24 protein-coding genes are annotated in these 25433 nt (G+C 73.1%); 7 read left to right on the plus strand and 17 right to left on the minus strand.

Features of this window, described 5'->3' with window-relative positions; translation table 11 throughout:
• Positions 1 to 204: 204 nt before the first annotated feature.
• The 10 genes from I3F58_RS18690 to I3F58_RS18730 form a co-directional block, all read right to left on the minus strand.
• Positions 205 to 1548: a sulfate adenylyltransferase subunit 1 gene (locus tag I3F58_RS18690; protein ID WP_240109770.1), complete on the minus strand. Its 1344-nt coding sequence runs from the start codon at positions 1546 to 1548 to the stop codon at positions 205 to 207.
• Between the two features lie 2 nt (positions 1549 to 1550).
• Entirely contained in the window at positions 1551 to 2489 is a 939-nt protein-coding gene (cysD, locus tag I3F58_RS18695; RefSeq protein ID WP_240109771.1) for a sulfate adenylyltransferase subunit CysD, read from the minus strand.
• Positions 2486 to 3052: an adenylyl-sulfate kinase gene (cysC, locus tag I3F58_RS18700; protein ID WP_240109772.1), complete on the minus strand. Its 567-nt coding sequence runs from the start codon at positions 3050 to 3052 to the stop codon at positions 2486 to 2488. The genes cysD and cysC overlap by 4 nt, the downstream gene beginning before the upstream one ends.
• Complete coding sequence (locus I3F58_RS18705) at positions 3049 to 3765, minus strand: phosphoadenylyl-sulfate reductase (protein WP_240109773.1); 717 nt, start codon at positions 3763 to 3765, stop codon at positions 3049 to 3051. The genes cysC and I3F58_RS18705 overlap by 4 nt, the downstream gene beginning before the upstream one ends.
• A complete protein-coding gene (locus I3F58_RS18710) occupies positions 3762 to 3944 on the minus strand; it encodes a hypothetical protein (protein WP_240109774.1) in 183 nt (60 codons plus the stop codon). Before I3F58_RS18710 ends, I3F58_RS18705 begins: the two co-directional genes overlap by 4 nt.
• Before the next feature lie 97 nt (positions 3945 to 4041).
• The gene (locus I3F58_RS18715) at positions 4042 to 5739 is read right to left on the minus strand and encodes a nitrite/sulfite reductase (RefSeq protein WP_240109775.1); all 1698 of its coding nucleotides are present in this window, start codon (positions 5737 to 5739) and stop codon (positions 4042 to 4044) included.
• A gap of 126 nt (positions 5740 to 5865) precedes the next feature.
• The gene (locus tag I3F58_RS29840; RefSeq protein ID WP_374208000.1) at positions 5866 to 5949 is read right to left on the minus strand and encodes a putative leader peptide; all 84 of its coding nucleotides are present in this window, start codon (positions 5947 to 5949) and stop codon (positions 5866 to 5868) included.
• A 192-nt stretch (positions 5950 to 6141) separates the two neighbouring features.
• On the minus strand, positions 6142 to 6711 hold the full coding sequence (locus I3F58_RS18720; RefSeq protein WP_240109776.1) for a GNAT family N-acetyltransferase: 570 nt from the start codon (positions 6709 to 6711) through the stop codon (positions 6142 to 6144).
• A gap of 82 nt (positions 6712 to 6793) precedes the next feature.
• Positions 6794 to 8161 carry a GAF domain-containing protein gene (locus I3F58_RS18725; RefSeq protein WP_240109777.1) on the minus strand — a complete coding sequence of 456 codons (1368 nt, stop codon included), beginning with the start codon at positions 8159 to 8161 and terminating at the stop codon, positions 6794 to 6796.
• Between the two features lie 353 nt (positions 8162 to 8514).
• Positions 8515 to 10170: an acyl-CoA dehydrogenase family protein gene (locus tag I3F58_RS18730; protein ID WP_240109778.1), complete on the minus strand. Its 1656-nt coding sequence runs from the start codon at positions 10168 to 10170 to the stop codon at positions 8515 to 8517.
• Positions 10171 to 10187: 17 nt separating this feature from the next.
• Here I3F58_RS18730 and I3F58_RS18735 point away from each other — a divergent pair, with 17 nt between their 5' ends.
• Both I3F58_RS18735 and I3F58_RS18740 read left to right on the plus strand, forming a co-directional pair.
• Complete coding sequence (locus tag I3F58_RS18735) at positions 10188 to 11438, plus strand: YihY/virulence factor BrkB family protein (RefSeq protein WP_374207999.1); 1251 nt, start codon at positions 10188 to 10190, stop codon at positions 11436 to 11438.
• The gene (locus tag I3F58_RS18740) at positions 11435 to 12205 is read left to right on the plus strand and encodes a helix-turn-helix domain-containing protein (RefSeq protein ID WP_240109805.1); all 771 of its coding nucleotides are present in this window, start codon (positions 11435 to 11437) and stop codon (positions 12203 to 12205) included. The genes I3F58_RS18735 and I3F58_RS18740 overlap by 4 nt, the downstream gene beginning before the upstream one ends.
• Here the strand turns inward: I3F58_RS18740 and I3F58_RS18745 are convergent.
• The gene (locus tag I3F58_RS18745) at positions 12142 to 12543 is read right to left on the minus strand and encodes a VOC family protein (protein ID WP_240109780.1); all 402 of its coding nucleotides are present in this window, start codon (positions 12541 to 12543) and stop codon (positions 12142 to 12144) included. The genes I3F58_RS18740 and I3F58_RS18745 overlap by 64 nt on opposite strands.
• Positions 12544 to 12720: 177 nt before the next feature.
• Here I3F58_RS18745 and I3F58_RS18750 point away from each other — a divergent pair, with 177 nt between their 5' ends.
• From I3F58_RS18750 to I3F58_RS18760, 3 genes are all read left to right on the plus strand, one after another.
• Positions 12721 to 13329: a DM13 domain-containing protein gene (locus I3F58_RS18750; RefSeq protein ID WP_240109781.1), complete on the plus strand. Its 609-nt coding sequence runs from the start codon at positions 12721 to 12723 to the stop codon at positions 13327 to 13329.
• Positions 13330 to 13441: 112 nt separating this feature from the next.
• Positions 13442 to 13912 carry a cation:proton antiporter regulatory subunit gene (locus I3F58_RS18755; RefSeq protein WP_240109782.1) on the plus strand — a complete coding sequence of 157 codons (471 nt, stop codon included), beginning with the start codon at positions 13442 to 13444 and terminating at the stop codon, positions 13910 to 13912.
• 2 nt (positions 13913 to 13914) lie between these two features.
• Entirely contained in the window at positions 13915 to 15165 is a 1251-nt protein-coding gene (locus I3F58_RS18760; protein WP_240109806.1) for a cation:proton antiporter, read from the plus strand.
• A 48-nt stretch (positions 15166 to 15213) separates the two neighbouring features.
• On the opposite strand, the gene I3F58_RS18765 is transcribed toward I3F58_RS18760, so the two are convergent.
• From I3F58_RS18765 to I3F58_RS18780, 4 genes are read right to left on the minus strand one after another with little or no spacing between them, the layout of a single operon-like run.
• Positions 15214 to 15996 carry a trans-aconitate 2-methyltransferase gene (locus I3F58_RS18765; protein ID WP_240109783.1) on the minus strand — a complete coding sequence of 261 codons (783 nt, stop codon included), beginning with the start codon at positions 15994 to 15996 and terminating at the stop codon, positions 15214 to 15216.
• 57 nt (positions 15997 to 16053) lie between these two features.
• A complete protein-coding gene (locus tag I3F58_RS18770; RefSeq protein WP_240109784.1) occupies positions 16054 to 17250 on the minus strand; it encodes an aminotransferase class V-fold PLP-dependent enzyme in 1197 nt (398 codons plus the stop codon).
• Positions 17251 to 17275: 25 nt separating this feature from the next.
• Positions 17276 to 18610: a pyridoxal-phosphate dependent enzyme gene (locus I3F58_RS18775; RefSeq protein ID WP_240109785.1), complete on the minus strand. Its 1335-nt coding sequence runs from the start codon at positions 18608 to 18610 to the stop codon at positions 17276 to 17278.
• A complete protein-coding gene (locus I3F58_RS18780) occupies positions 18607 to 20169 on the minus strand; it encodes an alanine racemase (protein ID WP_240109786.1) in 1563 nt (520 codons plus the stop codon). The genes I3F58_RS18775 and I3F58_RS18780 overlap by 4 nt, the downstream gene beginning before the upstream one ends.
• A 637-nt stretch (positions 20170 to 20806) precedes the next feature.
• On the opposite strand from I3F58_RS18780, the gene rsgA reads away from it, so the two are divergent.
• On the plus strand, positions 20807 to 21934 hold the full coding sequence (gene rsgA / locus I3F58_RS18785) for a ribosome small subunit-dependent GTPase A (RefSeq protein ID WP_240109787.1): 1128 nt from the start codon (positions 20807 to 20809) through the stop codon (positions 21932 to 21934).
• A gap of 142 nt (positions 21935 to 22076) precedes the next feature.
• On the opposite strand, the gene I3F58_RS18790 is transcribed toward rsgA, so the two are convergent.
• Entirely contained in the window at positions 22077 to 22559 is a 483-nt protein-coding gene (locus I3F58_RS18790) for a DUF456 domain-containing protein (RefSeq protein ID WP_240109788.1), read from the minus strand.
• Between the two features lie 39 nt (positions 22560 to 22598).
• A complete protein-coding gene (locus I3F58_RS18795) occupies positions 22599 to 23594 on the minus strand; it encodes a LuxR family transcriptional regulator (RefSeq protein WP_240109789.1) in 996 nt (331 codons plus the stop codon).
• A 314-nt stretch (positions 23595 to 23908) separates the two neighbouring features.
• Between I3F58_RS18795 and I3F58_RS18800 the strand changes: the two genes are divergently transcribed.
• A complete protein-coding gene (locus I3F58_RS18800; protein ID WP_240109790.1) occupies positions 23909 to 25408 on the plus strand; it encodes a protein phosphatase 2C domain-containing protein in 1500 nt (499 codons plus the stop codon).
• Positions 25409 to 25433: the final 25 nt, after the last annotated feature.

Below are 25433 nucleotides of genomic sequence, written 5' to 3' on the forward strand. Positions count from 1 at the left end.
TCGTCGGCCCCGCGCTACACCCCGTACGGAAGCGGGGGCGGCGCCGGGCGGTCGGCGGTCGATGATCGGGCGGGGAGGGGCATGTCGGGCACGGTCATCGGGCACATCGCGCCACGCCTCCCGTGCCCGAGCCCAGCTCGCCGCTGCCCACACGACCGCCCTCCTTGGCGAAGGTCGCGTAGACGTCGGCGTAGCGGGGGACCATCAGAAGTCCCAGCCCTCGTCGTCGGCCCCGGCCGCCTTCGCCTTCTCCGTCGCGAACGACTCGCCCGCCATGCCGGCTGCGAGCGTCGTGCCGTCGGCCGGGTCGATCAGCAGGAACGAGCCGGTACGGCGCGAGTGGGCGTACGAGTCGAGCGCGAGCGGCTCGGCCGTGCGGACCCTCACCGTGCCGATGTCGTTGGCGACGAGCTGCCCCGGCTCCGGGTGCTGGGAGAGGTCGTCCAGGGTCAGCCGGGACGGGATCTCCTTCACGATCGCCTTGACCGTGCGGGTCGTGTGCTTCAGCAGCACCCGCTGGCCGACCGTCAGCGGCTGGTCGGCCACATGGCAGACGGTCGCCTCGACGTCCTGAGAGGTGGCGGGTGTGTCGTCGCTCGGCACGATGATGTCGCCGCGCGAGATGTCGATGTCGTCCTCCAGGAGGAGGGTCACCGACTGCGGGGTCCAGGCGATGTCGACGGGGGTGCCCAGGAGGTCGATGCCGGACACCTTCGACGTACGGCCGGACGGCAGGACGGTGACCTCCTGGCCCACCCGGAACGTACCGGCGGCGATCTGCCCGGCGTAGCCCCGGTAGTCGGGGTGCTCGGAGGTCTGCGGGCGGATCACGTACTGGACGGGGAGGCGGGCGTGGCAGCCCGTCAGGTCGTGGCTGACCGGGACGGTCTCCAGGTGCTCCAGCACCGTCGGGCCGCCGTACCAGTCCATGGCCGCGGACGGCTCCACCACGTTGTCCCCGGCGAGCGCCGAGATCGGGATCGCGGTGACCTCCGGGACGCCCAGTTCGGTCGCGTACGCGGTGAACTCCTCCGCGATCGCGGCGAACACGGACTCCCGGTAGTCGACCAGGTCCATCTTGTTGACCGCCAGCACGACGTGCGGAACACGCAGCAGCGCGGCGAGGGCGGCGTGGCGGCGGGTCTGCTCGACGACGCCGTTGCGGGCGTCGACCAGGATCACCGTCAGCTCGGCGGTCGAGGCGCCCGTCACCATGTTGCGGGTGTACTGCACATGGCCCGGGGTGTCGGCCAGGATGAACCGGCGCCTGGGCGTGGCGAAGTAACGGTACGCCACGTCGATCGTGATGCCCTGCTCCCGCTCGGCCCGCAGACCGTCGGTGAGCAGCGCCAGGTCGGGGGCCTCCTGGCCCCGGGAACGGGAGGCGTGCTCGACGGCCTCCAGCTGGTCCGCGAGGACCGACTTGGAGTCGTGCAGCAGCCGCCCGACCAGGGTGGACTTGCCGTCGTCGACGGACCCGGCGGTGGCGAAGCGCAGGAGGGTGGTGGCCGAGAGCTGCTCGACGGCCGTGGTGGTGGTGCTGGTCATGTCTAGAAGTACCCTTCGCGCTTGCGGTCTTCCATCGCGGCCTCGGACAGCTTGTCGTCGGCGCGGGTGGCGCCCCGCTCGGTCAGCCGGGACGCGGCGATCTCCGCGATCACGGCGTCGAGCGTGGTGGCGTCGGAGTCGACGGCGCCGGTGCAGGACATGTCGCCGACCGTGCGGTAGCGGATGAGCCGCTTCTCGACGGTCTCGTCGTCCTTCGGGCCGCCCCAGTCGCCGGCGGTCAGCCACATGCCGTTGCGCTGGAAGACCTCGCGCTCGTGCGCGAAGTAGATCTGCGGCAGCTCGATGCCCTCACGGGCGATGTACTGCCACACGTCCAGCTCGGTCCAGTTGGACAGCGGGAACACGCGCACGTGCTCGCCGGGGGCGTGGCGGCCGTTGTACAGCTGCCACAGCTCGGGGCGCTGGCGGCGCGGGTCCCACTGGGAGAACTCGTCCCGCAGCGAGAACACCCGCTCCTTGGCCCGGGCCTTCTCCTCGTCGCGCCGCCCGCCGCCGAAGACCGCGTCGAACCGCTCAGACTGGATCTTCTCGGTCAGCGGCACGGTCTGGAGCGGGTTACGGGTCCCGTCCGGGCGCTCCCGCAGCTTCCCGGCGTCGATGTACTCCTGTACGGACGCCACGTGCAGCCGCAGACCGTGGCGGGCGACCGTGCGGTCGCGGTACTCGATGACCTCGGGGAAGTTGTGCCCGGTGTCGACGTGCAGCAGCGAGAACGGGACCGGCGCCGGCGCGAACGCCTTCAGCGCCAGGTGCAGCATGACGATGGAGTCCTTGCCGCCGGAGAAGAGGATCACCGGCCGCTCGAACTCGCCCGCCACCTCGCGGAAGATGTGGACCGCCTCGGACTCCAGCGCGTCCAGGTGGGACAGCGCGAACGGGCTGTCCTGCTGCTCCTCCGTGGCATTCAGCGTGGCCGTCATGCCAGGCCCCTTTCGGTCAGCAGTGCGTGCAGCGCCTGCGCGGACTCCTGCACCGTCTGGTTCTGGGACTCGATCCGCAGGTCGGGGCGGTCCGGCTGCTCGTACGGGTCGTCGACGCCGGTCAGCCCGGAGATCTCCCCGGCCGCCTGCTTGGCGTACAGGCCCTTCACGTCCCGCACGGAGCAGACGTCGACCGGGGTGGCCACGTGCACCTCCACGTAGGGGGTGCCCTCCTGCTGGTGGCGCTTGCGGACGGCCTCGCGGCTGTCGGCGTACGGGGCGATGACGGGCACGAGGACCTTCACGCCGTTGGACGCGAGCAGCTCCGAGACGAAGCCGATGCGCTGCACGTTCGTGTGCCGGTCCTCGCGGCTGAAGCCGAGGCCCGCCGAGAGGAACTCGCGGATCTCGTCACCGTCGAGCACCTCGACACGGTGGCCCTCCTCGCGCAGCCGTCCCGCCAGCTCGTACGCGATGGTGGTCTTGCCCGCGCTGGGCAGACCGGTGAGCCAGATGGTGGCCCCAGTCACGTGCTTCTCCTGAAGGTTCTGGTCGTTGGTCATCCGTGCAGCCCGCACTCCGTCTTGGCTCGGCCCGCCCAGCGGCCGGCGCGCGCGTCCTCGCCCTCCGCGACCCGTCGGGTGCAGGGGGCGCAGCCGACAGAGGCGTAACCGTCCATCAGCAGCGGGTTGGTGAGGACCCCGTGCTCGGCGACGTACGCGTCGACGTCGTCCTGCGTCCAGCGGGCGATGGGGGACACCTTGACCTTGCGGCGCCTGGCGTCCCAGCCGACGACCGGGGTGTTCGCCCGGGTCGGGGACTCGTCCCGGCGCAGTCCGGTCGCCCACGCGTCGTACCCCGCCAGGCCCTCCTCCAGCGGCTTGACCTTGCGCAGCGCGCAGCACAGGTCCGGGTCCCGGTCGTGCAGCCTCGGTCCGTACCGGGCGTCCTGCTCGGCCACGGTCTGGCGCGGGGTGAGGGTGATGACGTTGACGTCCATCACCGCCTCCACCGCGTCGCGGGTGCCGATGGTCTCCTCGAAGTGGTAGCCGGTGTCGAGGAACACGACGTCCACGCCGGGGAAGGCGCGCGAGGCGAGGTGCGCGACGACAGCGTCCTCCATCGAGGAGGTCACGCAGAAGCTCTTGCCGAAGGTGTCGGCGGCCCACTTGAGGATGTCCAGGGCCGGGGCGTCCTCCAGCTCGCGGCCCGCCTGCTCGGCGAGCGACGCGAGCACCTGGAGATGGTGCTCCGCACCGGTGTCCGTCTCCGTCATGTCTCGTCCCCTCCGCTGCTTTCGTCGCGCCGGAGCCCGCGGGCCAGCAGGCCCAGGAACTTCAGCTGGAAGGCCCGGTTACAGGCCGCGCAGTCCCACGCCCCGTGTCCCTGCTCGTTGGGGCGCAGGTCCTCGTCGCCGCAGTACGGGCAGTGGAACGGCGCCGCCCGCCCGCTCACGGCATCTCCTTGTTCGCTTCTCCGCCCGCGCGGCGCGCCGGCGCGGCCGTCGTGGTCGTCGTGGTCGTCCGCGGCCCGGCGGCCGCGCGTGCGTCGCTCACGAGAGGGCCTCCTCGGAGGCACGGGCCGCCCAGGCGGCGAAGCGCTCGCCGTCCTCGCGCTCCGCCTGGTAGCGGGTGAGGACACGCTCGATGTAGTCGGGCAGCTCGGCGGAGGTGACCTTCAGGCCGCGCACCTTGCGGCCGAAACCGGCCTCCAGGCCGAGGGCGCCGCCCAGGTGCACCTGGAAGCCCTCCACCTGCTCGCCCCGGTCGTTCATCACGAGCTGGCCCTTGAGGCCGATGTCCGCGACCTGGATGCGGGCGCAGGCGTTGGGGCAGCCGTTGACATTGATGGTGAGGGGCTGGTCGAAGTCCGGCAGGCGCCGCTCCAGCTCGTCGATGAGCGAGGCGCCGCGCGCCTTGGTCTCGACGATGGCCAGCTTGCAGAACTCGATGCCGGTGCAGGCCATCGTGCCCCGCCGGAACGGGGACGGCTTGACCCGCAGGTCCAGTGCCTCCAACGCGGTGGTCAGCGGCTCGACCTGGGCCTCCTCGACATCGAGGATGATCATCTTCTGTTCGACGGTGGTGCGGACCCGGCCGGAGCCATGTGCCTCGGCCACCTCCGCGATCTTGGTGAGGGTCGCCCCGTCGACCCGGCCGACACGCGGTGCGAAGCCCACGTAGAAGCGGCCGTCCTGCTGCCGGTGCACCCCGACGTGGTCACGCCACTGCTGTACGGGCTGCGCCGGCGCGGGTCCGTCGACCAGCTTCCGCTCCAGGTACTCGTCCTCCAGGATCCGGCGGAACTTCTCCGCACCCCAGTCCGCCACCAGGAACTTCAGCCGGGCGCGATTGCGCAGGCGCCGGTAGCCGTAGTCGCGGAAGACCGAGATCACACCGGTGTAGACGTCCGGGACCTCGTCGAGCGGCACCCAGGCGCCTAGCCGGACACCGATCTTCGGGTTGGTGGACAGGCCGCCGCCCACCCACAGGTCGAAGCCCGGGCCGTGCTCGGGGTGCTCGACACCGACGAACGCGATGTCGTTGATCTCGTGTGCCACGTCCAGGAGCGGTGAACCGGAGATCGCGGACTTGAACTTTCGGGGCAGGTTCGAGAAGTCCTTGTTGCCGACGATCCGGCGGTGGATCTCGTCGACGGCGGGCGTGCCGTCGATGATCTCGTCCGCGGCGATCCCGGCGACCGGGGAGCCGAGGATGACGCGCGGGGTGTCACCGCAGGCCTCGGTCGTGGAGAGGCCGACCTCTTCGAGGCGGCGCCAGATCTCCGGGACGTCCTCGATCCGGATCCAGTGGTACTGGATGTTCTGCCGGTCGGTGATGTCGGCGGTGCCGCGCGCGAACTCCTCGGAGATCTCCCCGATGACCCGCAGCTGCCGGGTGGTCAGCCGGCCGCCGTCGATGCGGACGCGCAGCATGAAGTACTCGTCGTCCAGCTCCTCCGGCTCCAGGATCGCCGTCTTGCCGCCGTCGATCCCGGGGCGGCGCTGGGTGTAGAGGCCCCACCAGCGCATCCGGCCGCGCAGGTCGTTGGGGTCGATGGAGTCGAACCCGGCCTTCGAGTAGACCGTCTCAATGCGTGTCCGCACATTGAGACCGTCGTCGTCCTTCTTGAACTGCTCATTGCCGTTGAGGGGCGTGAAGTGACCCCTGGCCCACTGGCCCTCGCCACGGTGGCGCCCCGGCTTGCGGCGAGGCGTGGCGGGTGCGGGCTTTTCGGGGGTGGCGGCCATGGCTATACGTCCTTCGGGACTGCAGGAGGGCGGCTTTGACCTGCGCAATGTCGCGCAGGGCTGGGCCTTGCGCGACATTGCGCGGAGGGTCGGGAAGTGTCGGGGAACGCGGCGGTGCTGGTTCGCTCAGCGCGCCGGACAGATGGCGCTGGACATGCGGCCGAGGTCGACGTGCCGCCGACTCACCAAGGCAATTCCAGCTGAAGACATGACGGAAGCCTGTCATGGGGGTTTGGACTCAGTCCACCTTTGTCCGAGATGTGGACGCGGGTGTCTCGAAAAATGGACAGCTGTGGTGCGGGTCACGTGCCGCTCCGGCCTGTCCGGCGCGTGGGGACGGACGCCGGACAGGCGGGAGCGGAGGTCCGGGGACGTAGCCCCGGTGAAGGTGAGGAGCGTGGGCTAGGCCCGGGCGCCCGGCCACGGGCCCGGCGTCGGGGTCTCGGCCCGCTCGCCCACCTTCGTGTCGTACAGGCGGAAGCCCCGCCGCAGGTAGTTCGGCACCGCGTGCTCGCCGTCCAGCGAGCACGTGTTCAGCACCACCCGCCCGGTCGGCGCCCGCCCCGGCCAGCGGTCCGCCAGGTCCCAGGCCCGCGCCGTGCCGTACGAGAGCAGATGACCGCCGATGCGGCGGCCCCGGAACGCCGGGAGCAGTCCGAAGTACATGATCTCGACCGCGCTCTCGTCGTGCGGTGTGAGCTCCACGTACCCGGCCGGTGTCCCCTTCTCGTACGCCACCCAGATCTCGGCCCCGGGACGCTCGAGGATGTCCCGCCACTCCTTGTACGTGAGCCCGAGCCGGTCCTCCCAGTGCAGGTCCCCGCCCACCGCCGTGTAGAGGAAGCGGCCGAACTCCGGCGAAGGCACCTCCGCCCGCTCGATGCGCAGGTCCCCGCCCTCGGGTGCGGGGGAGGGGCGCAGGTCCTCCGGGGAGGTCTGCTCCAGGTACCAGGTCGTCACGGTGATGCTCATGCCGGCCAGCGAACCATGCCGGGGCCGGGGTGCGCTGCCTGCTGTGTCACAGTGTGGGACGCCGTCTCATGATGCGCGCGTCTCATGCGGCGCGCGCCGCCACCACCGCCGGAGCGGTCGAGTGCGGCAGCAGATCGCGCGGGTCGGCAGGGCCCCGGACCTCCACCTCCAGCTCGTCCCGGAAGCGGTACGGCCGGTGCGCCAGCACACCCGACAGAGTGCGCCGCATCCGGGACATCTCCGCCCGCACGGTCACCGTACGCGTCCCGTCCCCGAAGAGGTCGGCCGCGAGCTGCGCGGCCGACCTCCCGTCGCGGTGCACGGCCAGCACGTACAGCAGCTCCGCGTGGCGCGGGCTCAGCTCCCGCACCCAGCCGCCCAGCGCCCCCGACACCCGCAGGGTCCAGTCCCGCGCCCGGCTCACGTCCAGGACGACCCGGGTCACCGTCCCGTCCGCCCCTCCGGGCCCGCTCCCGCCGCTCGTACCGTCCAGCACCCGCAGCAGCCATCCGCCCGGCAGCGGCTCCACCGCGCACTCGCCCAGCGACGGCAGCCACACCCGGCCGTCCACCGGGGCACCGGAACCGGCCTCCGGGCCCCCGCCCGGCTCTCCGGCCCCGCCCCGCAGCGCCCCCGGCAGTGGCAGCCGGTCCGGCGGGGCCATCCCCGCCACCGCCGCCGTCCATCCGTACCGGTCCACCGCCACCGCCCGGCCACCCACCCGGTGCAGCAGCGGCGCCGCCACCGCCCGCAGCCGCGCCAGTTCCGTCAGGTGCCGGTTGCGCAGCTCCGCCTCGGCCAGCCGCGCCACCGAACCCACCAGAAGCAGCGTCGCCGGGTGCATCGTCGCCACGGGGCCGCTCAGGTCGACGACCCCCATCAGCCGCCCGTCCCGGGGGTCCGTGACGGGCGCGCCCGCACAGGTCCACGGATGATGGGTCACCACGAAGTGCTCCGCCGAGTGCACCTGCACCGGCCGCCGCGTAACCAGGGCCGTGCCCACCCCGTTGGTGCCGACCGTCGACTCCCGCCAGTCCGCGCCCGCGTCCAGACCGTGCCCGTCGGCCATCCGCAGCACGGACGAGTGGCCCTCCCGCCACAGCACCCGCCCCTCGGCGTCGGCCACGATCATGATGTGTGCGAGCGGGTCCGCCACCGAGCCCGGCGCCTGCGTCAGGCCCTCCCGCAGCGCCGGGAGCACCTCCAGCAGCGGCGACGCGGCCCGGCGGGCCTCCAGCTCGCCGGCCGTCAGCAGGTCCGAGCGGTGGTCCCGGTCGGGGTCGACGCCCTCACGCAGCATCCGCTGCCAGGACGCCCCTATGTCGGCGCGCGGCGCCAGCGGAGCCGTACGCCCGCGCAGGGCCGCGTCCCGTATGCCCCTCAGGAGCCGGGTCGCCTCCCGCGCGTCCATCGCGGCGAGGCGTGTCATCTCGACTGTGGCGTCATGCACCGGGCCTCCCCCGCCCCGCGCCGGGTTCAGTGGTCCACCCCATCATCCCCCGCGACCGCGGCGCCCCCGGCACCGGGCTGCAACCCCCTGCAACTCTCGCGCCGGGCGCGGCGCCTGTACGAGAGTGGGAGGCGTACCGGGCATCCGGTACCGCCGGGATGGTGCCGTGTCGGCGCAGCACCATCCCAGCCGCGCCACGGGGCGCGGGCCGTCCCACCACGGCCCGCGCCCTGCCCGTGCCGCGGACGCCGTACGCGGCGGGACCGCCCGTGACCCGCGCCGCCCGGGCCGTACGAGGCCGCCCGGCGTCGGCCGGGTGCCCATGCCACCGGCCGCCTGCCAGGCGGGCCGCCTCACACCACGGCCCGCGCCCGCTCCACCACCGCCCCCAGGTCCAGCGTGTGCGGCAGCGTCCCGAAGGCCGTGCCCCAGTCGCCGCCCAGCCGTGAGCCGCAGAAGGCGTCCGCCACCTCCGGTGGTGCGTACCGCACCAGCAGCGAGCCCTGGAGCACCAGCGCCATCCGCTCCACCAGGCGCCGTGCCCGTGCCTCCATGCCGTCCAGGTCGGCCAGTTCGGCCAGCAGGTCCTTGATCGCCGCGTCCAGGCGGTGGTCCGCGCCACGCGCCGCGCCCACCTCGTTCAGGAACGCGTTCAGCGCCGCGGGCTCCCGGCCCAGTGCTCGCAGCACGTCCAGCGCCTGGACGTTGCCCGAACCCTCCCAGATCGAGTTGAGCGGCGACTCGCGCAGCAGCCTGGGCATCCCGGACTCCTCCACATAGCCGTTGCCGCCCAGGCACTCCAGCGCCTCCGCCACCGTCGGCGTACACCGCTTCGTCACCCAGTACTTGGCCGCCGGGACCGCCAGGCGCAGCAGCGCCTGCTCGGACGCGGCCTCCGGGCCGCCCGCCGCGACCGCGTCGTACGCCGACGCCAGGCGCATCCCCAGGACCGTCGCCGCCTCCGACTCCAGCGCCAGGTCCGCGAGCACGTTCCGCATCAGCGGTTTGTCGATGAGCAGTCCGCCGAACGCGCTGCGGTACGCGGTGTGGTGCACCGCCTGGGCCACCGCCTGCCGCATCAGCGCGGCCGACCCGAGCACACAGTCGAGCCGGGTCGCGGCGACCATCTCGATGATGGTGCGCACCCCGCGCCCCTCCTCACCGACCCGGCGCGCCCACGTCCCGTCGAACTCGACCTCGCTGGACGCGTTCGACCGGTTGCCCAGCTTGTCCTTGAGCCGCTGGATGCGGAACACGTTCCGGGTGCCGTCCTCCAGGACGCGCGGCACGAGGAAGCACGTCAGGCCGCCGGGCGCCTGGGCCAGCACCAGGAAGCCGTCCGACATCGGCGCCGAGCAGAACCACTTGTGCCCGGTCAGGACGTACTCGCCCGCCGCGGTGAGCGGCTTCGCCTCGGTCGTGTTGGCCCGGACGTCGCTGCCGCCCTGCTTCTCCGTCATGCCCATCCCGAAGAGCACCCCGCCCTTCTCCGCGGCCGGGCGCAGCTCCTCGCCCTCGTACACGCGTGCGGTGAGCTTCGGCTCCCAGAAGGCCGCCAGCTCCGGCTCCGCCCGCAGCGCCGGCACGGCCGCGTGGGTCATCGACAGAGGACAGCCGTGCCCCGCCTCGGCCTGGGTCCACACCAGGAATCCGGCCGCCCGCCGCACATGTCCGCCCGGAGTGCTCCAGGCCGCGGTCAGCCCGGCGGTCACCGCGTGGCCGAGCAGCCGGTGCCAGGCAGGGTGGAACTCGACCTCGTCGATCCGGTTGCCGTACCGGTCGTGGGTACGCGGTCTGGGAGGGTTCTCGTTGGCGAGGATGCCCCAGGACTGGGCCTGGGCCGATCCGGCGGCGGTGCCCAGCGCGGACAGCTCCTCGCGTGCCTCCTCCCGGAGTCCGGGGGGAAGGTGACGCTCCACGGCCTCGGCCAGGGCCCGGTCCGCGGTGTAGACGTCGTATCCGACCAGCGGCGGAGGCTGATTGGTCACGGTGTGGGTGGTGGCTGCCATGCGGATACGGTAAGGAGGTGCAGGCAGCAAAGGAAACACCCGAGTCGGCCATGAGCCAGCCGGAAGACGATGCCTCGTCCCACGGCCGGCTCCACCGGGCCCGTGTGCTCTACCGCAATGTCTCGAAGCGGAAGATGGTCTGGCTCCTCCTGAAGGACACGGTCAACTCGTGCATCGAGTACCGGATCCTCGGGCTGGCCGCCGAGGCCGCGTTCTTCACCCTGCTGTCGCTGCCCCCGCTGATGCTCGGTCTGCTCGGGCTCCTCGGCTACATCGACGACTGGACCGACACCACCACCGTCGCCTCCATCGAGGAGAACATCCTCGCGGCGGTCGGCACGGTCCTGTCCGACCAGGGCGTCAACGAGATCGCCCGCCCTCTCCTGGAGGACGTCACCCGGGCCGGGCGGCCCGACATCATCTCCATCGGCTTCGCCATAGCGCTGTGGTCCGGGTCGCGGGCGGTGAACGTCTTCATCGACACCATCACCGTCATGTACGGACTGGACGGGCACCGCGGCATCGTCGCGACCCGGCTGCTGGCCTTCCTCCTCTATCTCGTCGCCCTGCTGATCGGCGCGGTCGTGCTGCCGCTCGCGGTGGTCGGCCCCGACCGGCTGGTCGAACTGGTCCCGTGGGGCGCGGAGCTGGTCGCCGTCCTGTACTGGCCGGTGGTCATCGTCCTGTCCGTCGCGTTCCTGACGACCCTGTACCACGTGTCCGTCCCCGTCAGGTCGCCCTGGGTGGAGGACGTTCCCGGAGCTCTGGTCGCTCTGGGCATGTGGGTGCTCGGCAGCTTCCTGCTCCGCATCTACCTGACCAACACGGTTGAGGGACCCACCATCTACGGCTCGCTCGCCGCGCCCATCGCCGTCCTGCTCTGGATCGGCATCTCCGCCTTCGCCGTCCTCGTGGGCGCCGCCGTGAACGCGGCGATCGACCGGGTGTGGCCCTCGGTCGCCACGGCCGCCGCGCGCGCCGAGACCGAACGTGCCCGGGCCGCCGAGGCCGCCGCGCTGGTGGCCCGCAGCCGGGCGGCCGAGCCGGAGCCGGACCCCGACGACCCGGACATGCCGTCGGAGTTCCCGGAGCGGTGGTCCCGCTTCCTGCCGCCGGACGACGTGAAGGGCCGCTTCCAGTGGGAGCCCCGCGACCGTACGGAGAGGAACGTCAAGGAAGGCAAGGGCGACAAGGGGGGCGGAGGCAGGAAGCAGAACGGGAGGAACGGCGGGGTCAAGCAGGGGGAGCCGCGCGGGGGGATCTCCTGAACGGCGGCTACCGGGAGCGGCCCTCCCGCCTGCCCGGCGCCGCCGTGTGGACCGTGCCCGGCGGCCGGGCGCCGCAGAACGTGCTGCCCGTGCTGCCGGACGGCTGCATGGACCTGCTGTGGCGCGAGGGGGTACTGCTCGTCGCCGGACCCGACACGCGCGCGTACGACCCCGAGGGCGGGGCCGCCGCCTGGGCGGGGGTCCGGTTCGCCCCGGGTGACGCGCCCGCGCTGCTGGGCGTCCCGGCGCACGAGCTGCGTGACCGGCGGGTACTGCTGGCCGATCTGTGGCCCGCGCCCCGCGTACGGCGACTCGCGGCGGGGGTGACCGGCGCGCGGGAACTGGAGGCGCTGGCCCTGAGGCTGGCCGCCGGGGTGCCCCCGGCCGATCCCCTGGTGCGGGCGGTCGCCGCCCGGCTCGGCGCGGGCTGGACGGTCGCCGCCACCGCCGGGGCCGTCGGGCTGAGTGCCCGGCAGCTGCACCGGCGCTCCCTGGACGCGTTCGGCTACGGGCCCAAGACCCTGGCGCGGATCCTGCGCCTCCAGCGGGCGCTGGGTCTGGCCCGGGGCGGGACGCCTCCGGCCGAGGCGGCGGTCGTCGCGGGCTGCGCGGACCAGGCGCACCTGTCCCGTGAGGCCCGGGCACTGACGGGCCGCACCCTGACCGCCTGCCTGGGGCCGCCGCCGCTCACCGCCGCCGCACGTCACGACGCCGCGTCCGCGAAGAGCTGGACGCCCCGGCCGTCCGGGTCCAGCACGACCGCGTAGCGCTGGCCCCACACCGCGTCCCAGGGCTCGAGGTGGCCTCGGTGCCCGTCCGCGACCAGCGCCTCGTAGACGGCGTCGACCTCCGCGGGGCCGGCGCAGCGGAACGCGAGCGCGGTCGCGTCGCCGCCGCTCGGGCGCGTCCAGCCCGGATCGTACGAGCGGACCGTCTCCTCCGTGTCCCACAGGACCCGCAGGCCGCCGGGCAGGTCGGCCTCCACGTGCGGGGCGTGGTCGGCGGAGGCGGGGATCTCCAGACCGAGGCGGCGGTAGAAGGCGAGCGTGGCGGCCATGTCGGAGGCGACCAGGGACAGGGCGTCGAACCGGGGTGTCGGTGTCATGCACGCGAGCCTAGGGAGCGGTGCCCGCGTGCGTCTTGTACGGATCGGACACGGCCCGCCGACAGGAGACGCCGGGCCGGACGTAAGCCTTTCGTCATCCGATCGGCGGCCCGGATCGGCAGAGAACCGCGTTGAATGGATCAGGAGACAACGTGTGAGTGCGAGGAGACCGTGAAGATGGCAGGTGTGCGGGGTCTGCTGACCCGACCCGTGGTGATGGGCGTGGCGGCGGTCGCGGTGGTGGCGCTGGGCTTCGGGCTGTACTGGTTCCAGCCCTGGAAGCTGGTGACGGAGGAGACGGTGAACGACGCCCTCCCCGAGGCGGTGGCCCCGGCCGCGCCCGGCGACTCCAGCCCCTCCGGCCCCTCCGGCCCCTCCGGCCCCTCCGGACCGTCCGCTTCGCCGGGGACGGACAAGCCCGCCGACACCGGGCCGGAGACCGTCGCCACGGGCACGTTCATCAGCCACGAGCACGAGACCACCGGCACGGTCCGTGTCCTGAAGCTGTCAGACGGGTCGCAGGTGCTCCGTCTGGAGGGCCTGGACACCAGCAACGGGCCCGACCTGCGCGTGTGGGTGACCGACGCGCCCGTCATCGAGGGCAAGGACGGCTGGTTCGTGTTCGACGACGGCGCCCACCACAGCCTCGGCAAGCTCAAGGGGAACAAGGGCGACCAGAACTACGCGCTCCCCGCCGGGTTCGACCTGGAGACGTACAACAGCGTCACCATCTGGTGCGACCGGTTCGACGTGTCCTTCGGCGCGGCGGAGCTGGCGAAGGCCTGACGGCTCCGGACGGCAAGCCATACCCAAAAGCCGCATAAGGCGTATGAGCGTGCATATGGGATAAGGTGAGGGTCCCGTCCCGCTCATCGTGCGCCTTCCCGGAGGTGCGGTCATGGGTACGCGTCGCACACCTCTGCCCGGCGTCGGCACGCAGTACGACTTCACCACCGAGGAGGGCCGACGGCTGTCCGTCGTCGTCCATCACGACGGCCGCCGCTTCCTCGGCTTCTACCGGGAAGAGGATCCCGACACCTGCGAGGCCTCGGTTCCTCTCACCCCCGAGGACGCCGAGACCCTCGCCCAGCTCATCGACCCCAACCCGGTCGAGGGCATCCGCACCGACGGGCTCGACCTCGTCACCGAGCACATCCCGCTCACCAGCCGCTCCCCGTACGGGGGGCGGCTGCTCGGCGAGACCCGCGCCCGCACCCGCACCGGCGCCTCGGTCGTCGCAGTACTGCGGCGCACCAGCGCCCACCCCGCCCCCGGACCGGACTTCCGGCTCGCCATCGGAGACACGCTCGTCGTCGTCGGCACCCGGCAGGGCGTCGACGCGCTCGCCGCGATCATCGGCGGTGAGTGACCGTGCACGACACGACGGCGCTCCTCATCGAACTCGGAGCGGTCATCCTCGTGCTCGGCCTCGTCGGCCGGTTCGCGGAACGTGTCGGGCTCTCCCCCATCCCCCTCTACCTGCTGGCAGGGCTCGCCTTCGGAGAGGGCGGCGCCCTCCCGCTCGACGCCAGCGAGGAGTTCGTCGCCGTCGGCGCCGAGATCGGCGTCATCCTGCTGCTGCTCCTGCTGGGACTGGAGTACAGCGCCTCCGAACTCGTCACCAGCCTGCGCACGCAGTACCCGTCCGGCGTCGTCGACTTCATACTCAACGCGGTGCCCGGCGCGGTCGCCGCGCTGCTCCTCGGCTGGGGTCCGATCGCCGCCGTCGCCCTCGCCGGGGTCACCTGGGTGTCCTCGTCCGGGGTCATCGCCAAGGTCCTCACCGACCTCGGACGCCTGGGCAACCGGGAGACACCCGTCGTCCTCGGGATCCTCGTCATCGAGGACCTGCTGATGGCGGTGTACCTCCCGGTCCTCACCGTCCTCCTCGCCGGCATCAGCATCGCCGGGGGCAGCGTCACGCTGCTCATCTCGCTCGGCACGGTCGGCGTCGTGCTCTACCTGGCGCTGCGTCACGGCCGCCACATCAGCCGCGCGGTCTCCTCCGAGAACCCCGAGATGCTGCTCCTCGTCGTGCTCGGCCTGACCCTGCTGGTCGCCGGGCTCGCCCAGCGGCTCCAGGTCTCCGCCGCCGTGGGCGCCTTCCTGGTGGGCATCGCCCTGTCGGGAGAGGTCGCGGAAGGCGCGCGGAAGATCCTCACGCCGCTCCGGGACCTGTTCGCCGCCGTCTTCTTCCTCTTCTTCGGTCTGTCGACCGCGCCCGGGGCGATCCCGCCGGTCCTGGTGCCCGCGCTGCTGCTGGCGCTGGCCACCGCCACCACCAAGATCTTCACCGGCTGGTACGCGGCCCGCCGTGCCCGCGTGGGCCCGCGCGGACGGCTGAGGGCGGGCGGCGCGCTGGTCGCGCGGGGCGAGTTCTCCATGGTCATCGCGGGACTGACGGTCGGGACACAGCCGCAGATCAGACCGCTCGCGACGGCGTACGTACTGATCCTGGTGATCCTCGGCCCGTTCACCGCGCGGTGGACGCAGCCGGTGCTGCACGGGGTGTGGGAACTGGTGGGGCGCCCGTTCCGGCGGGGGGAGGGCAAACCGGTCCGGAACCTGCGGACGAGCGCCCCCGGGCTCTTCGAGCAACGGGTACCCCCGAGGCGCGAGTGACGGGGGGCCGGGGCGGAGCCTCCCCCGTGCCGGAACCGGGGGAGGAGGCTAGCGCACGGCCACCAGCACACAGCTCGGCCCGTACTGCCACACCGGACCCGCCGCCCCGAACCCCGCCTTGTGCAGCAGCTCCACATGCCGCTGCAACGTCAGCCCGTTGTCGCCTCCCCCGCAGGGCCCGCGCAGGGCCCGCTCCGCCAGGGGCGCGGCCAGCTCCGGCGCGCGGGCCGCCGCCGCCCACCATCCGCGCCAGTCCTCATGCGCGTCCGCACCATGCCGCTCGGCATGGCGGCGGCCCACCAGGGAGGCCAGCGCGGCGACCGCCGGATCCTCCTGGAACAGGTGGTCGCCGTTCACCAGCACCCCGCCCGGCCGCAGCCGATCCCACAGCTGCTCGTACACCGACAGCAGCCGGGGCTCCGGCAGATAGTGCAGGGCCGTCGCGGACACCACCGCGTCCAGCGGCCGGTCCAGCTCCAGCGCCGCCAGCCACCCGGGCGCACCGATCGTCGCGTCCGCGAACCGCACCAGCACACCGTGATGCGCCCGCCCCAGCGCCAGCAGCAGGGGATCGGTGTCCACGCCGACGACCTCGGCCCGGGGCAGCCGCTCCGCCAGCCGTGCGGCCAGCGATCCGGGCCCGCAGCCGAGGTCCGCGATCAGAGGGCGCTCCACCGGCGCCGTCGCCCGCTCGACGACATCCGCGATCACCGTGAAGCGGGCCTCGCGGTCACACGCGTACCGCTCCTGCTGGAGGTCCCACCTGCGGATCCATTCCCCCGCACGTCCGGCCGTCAGACCGCCCGCCGGTTCCTGTGCCGCCGCTGCCATCGTTCCCTGTGCTCCCTTGCCGCCTTGCATACGTTCCGGGCCTGATCGAGGAGTGCCCTAGGACTCCAGGCCCTCCAGGACCCCGAGAAGCCGGTCGATCTCCTCGGGCGTGTTGTAGACGTGCAGACTGACCCGCACGGAACTGTCGCTCTCACCCGCCCGCGCCTGGCACAGCCCGTCCGCCCGGACCAGCAGCCCGTGCGCGGCCAGGATGAACCCGAGGTCGTTGGCGCTGACCGCGCGATGCCGGAAGGTCACCAGACCCTGGCGCCGCTGGACCGTGGATGCCGCCGTCAGACTGAGCGGGCAGCCCAGCACCTCGTACGCGCCGAGCTTGCTCAGCCCGTCCGTGAGCCGTATGCCGAGACCGACCGTCCATTCCTCGATACGGGCCACTCCCGCCGCGTCCAGCCAGTCCAGCGCCGTCCGCAGGCTGAGGATCCCGGTCGTGTTGGGCGTGCCCTGCCAGCCGCCCGGCCGGAACGCCCCGCCGCGCCGCCCGCGCGCCCACACCACGCCCGTCCCCGGCAGCGCCAGCGCCTTGTGCCCGGAGAACACCACGAAGTCCACGTCCAGCGCGCCCAGGTCCACCGGCAGATGCCCCACGCTCTGCGCCGCGTCCAGACAGATCGGCACCTCCGGCCCGAGCACCTCGCGCACCCGGTGGACGTTCATGTCGGAGCCGTACACATGGTGGACGTGCGTCACCGCCACGAACCGGGTGCGGTCCGAGACCAGCCCGGCCAGCGCCTCCAGGTCGTAGTCCCGGGACTCCTGCTGGTACGGGAGAGGGTGCACGGTGATCCGCACGCCCCGCTCGGCCAGCAGGTCCCGGGCTTCCAGCCACGGCAGGTGGTTGGCCTCGTGGTCCGCGAAGGGCACGACGATCTCGTCGCCGTCCGTCAGCTCCCCTACCAGCCAGTCCAGGGCCACCGTCCGCAGCCCGTCGCTCGCGCCGCTGGTGAACCACACCGTGGAGCGGTCCGGGTCCGGGTCGCCCAGGAAGGCCTTCACCCGCTCCCGGGTCTCCTCGATGAGCGCGGTCGTCCTGTTGGCCCAGGTGTAGGTGCCCCGGCCCGCGTTGGCGTTGCAGCCGGTCAGGTACGCCTGGACGGCGTCCAGCACCGCCTTCGGCTTCTGCGCGGTGGCCGCGCTGTCCAGATACGCGAGCCCGGGGTTGCCGGTCACGATCGGGAACTGTTCCCGCAGCGGACGCTGCCACTCCCGCAGCCCCGGCGACGCGACACCGCTCATATGCGTGTTCATCCCCGCCCCCGTCTCAGTCCCGCACCATCGGCGCGCCCGCGTCCCGCCAGGCGATGACCCCGCCGGCCAGGCTCCGTACGCTGCGGTGGCCCATCCGGGTCAGCAGCGCCGCGTACGCCACGGACTGCTCGCCCACCGGGCAGACCAGCAGCACCGGCTGTGTCCGCCCGAACGGCAGCCCTCCGTGCAGAAGTTCGGCGAACAGTTCGTCCACGATGTTCACCGAGCCCTCGATGTGCAGCGCCGCGAACGCGAACCCGCCCCGCAGGTCCACCACCACCGGCCGCTCGGTCGCGATCCACGCCCGGGCCTCCTCGACCCCGATGACGTGCACCGCGGCCAGCTCCTCCGGGGTCAGCGTGGCGGGGGAGTTGGGGCGTGGCGGGCGCCGCAGCAGCTCGGGCCTGCGCTGCCTCACGTAGCTCATATAGCTCTCGACCCGGTCACAGACGATGAACACCGCCGTCCGCCGACGCCCGTCCTGATGCTCCGCCAGTCCGGCCTCCATCTCCCGGAGATGGCGTACGGCTCCGAAGTAGGCCGCCCCGCCGGTCGGTCCGGCGAGAATGCCGCAGCGGCGGACCAGGGTCAGCATCCCGTCGATGGCTTCGTCGGCGGTCACCGACGCGATCGTGCCGTAGGTCTCCGGGTCGAACAGGCCCACCTCGTGCACCTCGTCGATGTTCCGGATACCCGGGATGAAGTCCGACTTGTGGGCGACGAGCCCGATGACGGCGGTGTCCGGGTTGTGGGCGCGCAGGGCCCGGGCGGTGCCGGTGGAGGAGCCCGCCGTGCCGACGGCGGCCACGAACCAGTCGGGCGCGGTGCCGCCCAGGTCCTTGATGATCTCCGGGCCGGTGCCGGAGGCGTGCGCCTCGGCATTGGCGGGGTTGTAGTACTGGTCGGTGTGCAGATACTCGCCGTCGTCCTCGGTGAGCATCCGGTGGATCCGGGTCAGCGGGTCCTCGGTGGCCGTCGGGTCCAGGCACTCGGCCTGGCCCGGCAGTTCCTCGATCTCCGCGCCGAGGAGCAGCAGCAGGTCCTTGATCTCCGGGACCTTCATCCGGTTGGTGACGCTCTTGAACGGCAGTCCGTGCATCCCGGCGATCACGGCGAGTGCCTTGGCTGTGTTGCCGCTGGACAGTTCGACGACGGTACGGCCCTGCGCCCGGGCGTCCGCCAGGTGCGGGCGGGCCATCCGCCAGGCGGCCCGGTCCTTGACGGAGCCGAACGGGTTGAGCATCTCCAGCTTGGCGTACAGGTCGACATGGGTGAGTCCGTGCACCTCGGGGGAGATCCGGACGAGCGGGGTGTCCCCGATGGCGTCGGTGATGTGGTCGTACCTCACAGGGCGCCCCCCAGATCCGTTCCGATGCCCTCTCCGGCGTCCTCACCGGTGTCCTCTCCGGCGCCGAGGTGCGGCCAGTACTGCTCGTCGAGACACCAGTTCCAGTCCGCCGCCCCGTCCGCCCGGTAGGCGGCGACCTTGCGGGCGATGGGCTGCCGCATGGCGTGGTCGGCGGTGAAGTCCATGAAGTATCCGGCGGTGTTGACGAAGGCGAGCAGATCGCCGGGGCGCGGTGCCCGGGGCAGGAACACCAGGCGGCGGCTGATCAGATCGGACTCCAGGCAGAGGTTCCCGAGCAGGTAGGCGGCTGCCGGGCCGTTCCCGTCCGAGGGCCGCTTCCGCCGGGACACGAGAACGGGGTCGACCAGCAGGCCGTGGTCCTCGAGCCCCACGTCGCGCGCGTTCGCCCCGAGGCGTACGAGGAGCTCGCCGCCCGCCGCCTCCCGCACCTCCAGCACCTGGGCCAGAGTGATCCCGCACTGGTCGGCGAGGGCGCGGCCGGGCTCGGTGTCCAGGTCGTACAGGTTCTCCAGGAGCAGTGTGGCCAGCGGGCGGCCCAGGGAGGGGGCGGTCTGGGCGAGCAGCTCGTCCAGATAGCGGGGCCCGGCGACGGGCCGGTGCCCCGGGTAGACGCCGAGCGCGCCGCGCAGGGTGCCGTTCTCGGCACGCAGCCCGTAGCCGTGGCCCTCCCAGGTGAGCGGCGCCCGCCTGCCGAGCAGGGCACGGGTCAGTTCGGTGGTGTACGTCTCCCACTGGGCGCCGTCCGCGAGGTAGTCGACGCCGAAGCCGCCGCCGATGTCGACCGCCCGGGGCCGCAGCCCCCGTCGCCGGCACTCGTCCAGCACCTTGACAGACGTCTCCAGGGCGGCGGCCTTCTCGCTGACGGCCATGGTGTCCAGGTGGTAGGAGACGCCGGTCAGTTCGATGCTGTCGCGGTGTTTCTCCGCCAGGTCCAGCAGGGCGCCCGCCTCGTCGGACGGGGTGCCGAAGCGGCTGCGCCGGGCCAGGGTGCGGATGCCGGAGGGGGAGAACCCCGAGGACGCCGCGAACTCCGCGAGCCTCGGCATGACGGCGGTTCTCGGCAGGCTGTGGCGCTCGACGAGCCGTGCGAGCGCGGTGAGTTCGGCCGGGGAGTCCACGCACACGGTGACCCCGGTACGGGCGGCGAGCCACAGGAACGCGGGGTCCTTGGGGCCGGTCGCGGTGATCCGCTCAGGGGTGAATCCGGCGCCCAGCGCGTGCTGAAGCTCCCCGAGGGACGCCACGTCGATGCCGACGGCGGCCGTTCCGGCACCCGGCCGGGCCGGGGCGACGGCGGCGAGCCTGCGCACGAGGGCGCTGGACCGGTTCGCCTTGTGCGCGAAGGAGATCCGCCCGGCGAGCCGGTGGCGGGCGTAGACCTCCTGGAACCGGCGGACGTTGTCCGCGATCTGGTCCGGCAGGACCACGTTCAGAGGTGTGCCCAGGGCGGTCACCAGCGAGTGGAGGAAGGCGGGGGAGTCCAGCAGCGCTGCCAGCCGGGACTCCAGGCGTGGTGCGAGATACAGCGGTTCGCTCATGCGGGTGTGGTCCTCGCTTGTCAGGAGCTTGTGCTGCGTGCTGGGCAGAGTGTGACGGTGCGGTGAACGGAGGACGAGCATGCCACCACATGACAATGGTTGTCATGAGCGATCCCGGCGTGCGTCGCGGAACCCGCACAATCGGAATGTGTGAGTCCGCAGCGTGTCCGGGCCTGTGCCGTTCGTGCGCCCCGTCGCGACCGCCCAGGCTCGCGTCCCACCGGCGAACCACCACCTCATGCACTCGGCGTATGAAGCGATGGACGGTCCGGTGCCGGACGCCGCATCCGGTTACGGCAAGGGGAGAGGAGTCCGCATACGTCGGATGCCGTATGCGGAATGAGGCGGTGGTGGTGTTGCACTGCGCTTTCCCGGGGGATAGCGCCGGGAACCCCGCCGGAAAAACATTGGCGCGGCCGTCGGTGGCCCGGCTAGCGTGTGCGACGACGACGTCAGGACGACCACATGGGAGGTGAGGACCTTGATGACTGTCACGGTCCCGGGCCCGACCCGGCTTCAGAAGATCATCAATCCCACTTCCGTGGTCTCCGGCTGACGCCTCCTCGTACCGTCGTACACGTTTCGCGCGGGCCTGCGCGCCCGCGCGCCGGGGACCACCCTTGTGAAGGGTCATCCCTTGTCTTCCTCTTTCTCCCCGTCCTCCTCTTCCACCGGCGGGGGCGACTCCCTCGTTCCCTTCGGGTGGGACACCGAATGGGAGGCCGCCTTCGCGCCGTACGCCGAGCGCGGCCTCGTCCCCGGGCGGGTCGTACGCGTCGACCTCGGCCAGTGCGACCTCGTCACCGAGAGCGGCGTGATCCGGGCCGACACCACGTACGTGACGCCGAACGACCCTCTCCGCGTCATCTGCACCGGCGACTGGGCCGCCGTCGACCCGGAGGGCTCGCCCCGCTACGTACGGGACTACCTGCCACGCCGTGCCGCCTTCGTGCGGTCCACTTCGTCGAAGCGGTCCCAGGGGCAGATCCTCGCCGCCAACATCGACCACGCGATCATCGCGGTGTCGCTCGCCGCCGAACTCGACCTCGGGCGCGTCGAGCGCTTCCTGGCGCTGGCCTGGGAGTCCGGGGCCCAGCCCCTGGTCCTGCTCACCAAGGCCGACCTCGTGCCCGACCCCGTCGGCCTGTCCTACCTCGTCCAGGACGTGCAGACCGCCGCGCCCGGCGTGCGGGTGCTGCCGGTCAGCTCGGTCACCGGGGAAGGGGTCGAGGAGGTCCGGGCTCACGTCGCCGGCGGCACCACCGTGCTGCTCGGCGTGTCCGGTGCCGGGAAGTCCACGCTCACCAACAGCCTGCTCGGCGCGGACGCCATGGCCGTGCAGGCCGTGCGGGACATCGACGGCAAGGGCCGTCACACCACCACCACCCGCAACCTGTTCCCGCTGCCGGGCGGCGGCGTCCTGATCGACACGCCCGGGCTGCGCGGGGTCGGGCTGTGGGACGCCGGGACCGGCGTCGGCCAGGTGTTCTCGGAGATCGAGGAGCTGGCCCGGGACTGCCGCTTCCACGACTGCGCCCACCAGGCCGAACCCGGTTGCGCGGTGCTGGCCGCCGTCGAGGACGGCAGCCTGCCCGAGCGGCGGCTGGAGAGCTACCGGAAACTGCTGCGGGAGAACCAGCACATCGTGGCCAAGACCGACGCGCGGGTCCGGGCGGAGATGCGGCGGGAGTGGAAGCGTCGGGGAGCCGAGGGGCGCGCGGGCATGGAGGCGAAGCGGGGCCCGCGGGCCACCTGGCGCCGCTGAGGGTGTTCCCGCCCCCGGCCCGGGTCCGGGGGCTCCGCCCCCGGACCCCCCGTGACGCGGCTTCGCCGCTCGTCCGCCGTCGTCCGTGTTCTTCGGGCAGCGGGACCCCCGGTGGGGGGAGAGAGGCGCCGTACGTGTCGGCTCACACCCCCGCCACCACGGCCAGCCACGCCGCCACTATCAGCAGGCACGTGAACAGCTCCACCAGCACGCTCGTGCCGATCGCGCGCATCACCAGGCGGGTCGACGCCGCCGCCGGGCCGTGCCCGCCCAGGCGGCTGCGTTCCGTCAGGTAGATGCCCGCCACGTACCCGGGCACCGCGCCCACCACCGGGACCAGGACGAAACCCAGCAGCGCCCCCACCCCCGCGTACACCACCATCCGCCGGGTCACCCCCACCCCCCGCAGCCTCCGGGGCGGCAGGCGCCATACCGCCACCTGGGTGACCAGCAGCAGGACCGTCGCCCCGACCAGCAGCCACCACGCCGCCGCCGTGGTGTCCTGCAGCGACCACCACAGCACGCCCGCCCACACCAGCCACGGCCCCGGAACGCCCGGCAGCAGTACCCCGAACAGGCCGAGCAGCAGCACCAGAGCGACCAGCAGCAGCTGCCACACTCCCACCCCACCAGCCTGCCGGACCCGCCGCCGGGCCGCGCGGGCTCAGCGGGTGAGCCAGCCCCGCTCGTACGCGTGCCAGCCCAGCTGGAGGCGGGTCGTCACGCCCGTCAGCTCCATCAGGCTCTTCACCCGGCGCTGTACCGTCCGCAGGCCCAGGTCCAGCTGCTTCGCCACACTCGCGTCCGTCATCCCGGCCAGCAGCAGCGACAGCACCTCCAGGTCCGTCGCGTCCGGGCCGGGCGTGCCCCGTTCCGCGACCCGGCCGCCGCTCCCGGCCCCGTCCGGATCCAGGCACAGCGGCACCGCCTCCCGCCACACCGCCTCGAACAGCCCCCGCAGCGACTCCAGCAGCCCGCTCGCGTGCACCACCAGAGCCGCGGGCTCCGCCCCCCGCGCGGACAGCGGGACCATCGCCAGCGCCCGGTCCGCCACCAGCAGCTTCGTCGGCACCCGGTCCACCACCCGCACCCGCTCGTCCCGGTCCAGCGCAGCCGACAGCTCCGCGACCCCGCCCGGCTGCTCCAGCACCTCCCGCTCCACCACCACCCGGTACATCACGCCCCGCGCCGCGGCGTCCTCCTCCGCCTCGTTCTCCGGTCCTGTCACCGCCACCGGACGGCCCGTGACCAGCGCGCACACCTCCGCCTCCGCGCCCAGCTGAAGCTGCCGGAACCGGTGCGCCACGGCGCTCGCCCCGGTCACCACCTCCACCAGATCGTGGACCTCGGGCTCCACCGCCTCCGCCCGGTACTCCTTCGCCAGCAGCGCCGCCGCCAGCTCCGCACGCTCCAGCTCGTGCCGCTGCCGCCTGAGCAGCGCCCCGAGCGCCACCCCGGGCGCCGCGGCCACCCACCGCCCCGGCCGGTACGAGGACCGCGCCGCCAGCCCCTGCGCCTCCAGCCGCAGCAGCGTGCGCTCCGTCTGCGGCTCCGCGAGCCCCAGCCGGAGCGCCAGGTCCGAGACCCCCGCCGCGCCCAGCGTCACCAGCTCCCGGTACGCCGCCTCCTGGCGCTCGTCCAGCCCTATCGCCCCCAGCACACCCGAACCCGCCCCTCCAGTCGTACGGAACCCCTGTCCGGGCCGTGCGCATGGCGGGAAACGGCCACGGCGCAAACCCGCCGCGCTCATCATCCCCACACCACCCGCACCTCTGCCAAGGTGGCATCGCAGGCCGTGGCCGGTGCGCCCGGTGCCGTGCCGCGCGACTCCGCGCACGGCATGCTCCGGCCGCGCGGGACCCGCCGGGCGGGACGAACCTCCGGCGGCGGAGGGCGCCCGGCGGGACCCGGCACGATGAGCACTTTTTCCCGAAGCCCCGTTTGGCCGCGGCCTCCGCTGGGACAATCAAGGGCATGAGTCCACAGGGGGACAGGCACACCGCCGACGAGGACGACTGGTGGGACCGGCTGTACGACGGCACCGCCCCCGACACGGCTCCGTCCGCGTCGGGCGACACCCTCGACGACCGCTTCCACTCCGCCACCGGCACTTTCACCACAGGCACGGCCGTCACGGCGCCCGACGCGCCTCCCGGGCCGCCGCCCGCCTACCGGCCGGCCGCGCCCTGGGAGCCCCGCTCCGCCCCGGGGCCCCGCACCTTCCCGGGCGGCCCCCGGCCCCCGGCCGTGGAACAGGCCCCGCCGCCCGCCGAACCGGCCGCCCGCGACCCCCGCGCCGTCCACCGGCCCGGCGACACCCGCGCGGGTACCGGCGAGGGCCCCCGCCCCGTCCCGCACGCACGCGCCCCGCAAGACGCTCCGGAGCCGTTCGGGCCCGTCGCGCGGGAGGTGCCGCGCGCGGTCCCGTACGTCGGTGACGGGCCGCCCACCTACGATGCCGAGCCGACCGCGCTGCCCCCGGCCCGGGCCCACGAACTGGACGAGGTGGTGCCCGACACCGTGCTGGACGGCGCCCGGTACGGCACGTTCACCCTGCGGGCCGCGTCGGTGCGGGGCGACTCCGCCCGGTACCGGGGCGAGCCCCGGCGGGACGTGCTGCTGACCGCCCGGTTCGGCACGGGGGACGGCGCGCTGCTGATGGCCGCCGTCGCCACCGGGACCCGCGCGGCCGAGGGCTCCCACCTCGCGGCGCGCGACGCCTGCCGCTGGATCGGGGAGGCCGTGGGCCGCAGTCACGCCCGGCTCGCGGAGGACATCGGCGCCGGGCGCCGCGAGGACCTCAAGTCCGGACTGCACCGGCTCACCGACCGCACCTACGGCAGGCTCCGCGCCCGCGCCGCCGAACTGGGCCTGGAGAGCGACGCGTACACCGCCGACCTGCGCTGCCTGCTGCTGACCGCCGACTCCGGCTGCCGCACCCGGATCTTCTTCGGCGTCGGCGGGGGCGGGCTGTTCCGGCTCCGGGACGGCGCCTGGCACGACTTGGAGCCGTCCCCGCCGGAGCCCGGCGCCGTCACCGGCGAGCCCGTCGTCGGGTACGGCTCACCGGCCGGTGCCTCACCCCCCGTACCGGCCCAGGCCCAGCCGCCCTCCTCCGGGGCCGAGGCCGCGGACAGCGGCCCCGACCGGCTCACCATGAGGCTCGGCGTCACCCCGCACCCCGGAGCCCCCTACATCGAGGACCTGCTGCCGCCGCCCGCCGTGCCGTTCCGCTTCCGTGCCTCCGTCGCCCGGCCGGGTGACACCCTCCTCCTCGCCGGTGCCGGACTGGCCGAGCCCCTGCGCTGCGAGCCCGCCCTGGCTGCCGAACTCGCCGCCCGCTGGGCCGTCGTCACAGAACCGGGGACGGAGCCGCCGGGGCCGCCCGGCCTGGCGGCGTTCCTCTCGGACACCCAGCTGCGGGTGAAGGGGTACGCCGATGACCGTACGGCCGTGGCCGTCTGGGAGGCGTGAAGGCACGGGCCGTGCGTGGATGGTC

It is taken from the genome of Streptomyces sp. MUM 203J, assembly GCF_022414595.1.
GTDB lineage: Bacteria > Actinomycetota > Actinomycetes > Streptomycetales > Streptomycetaceae > Streptomyces.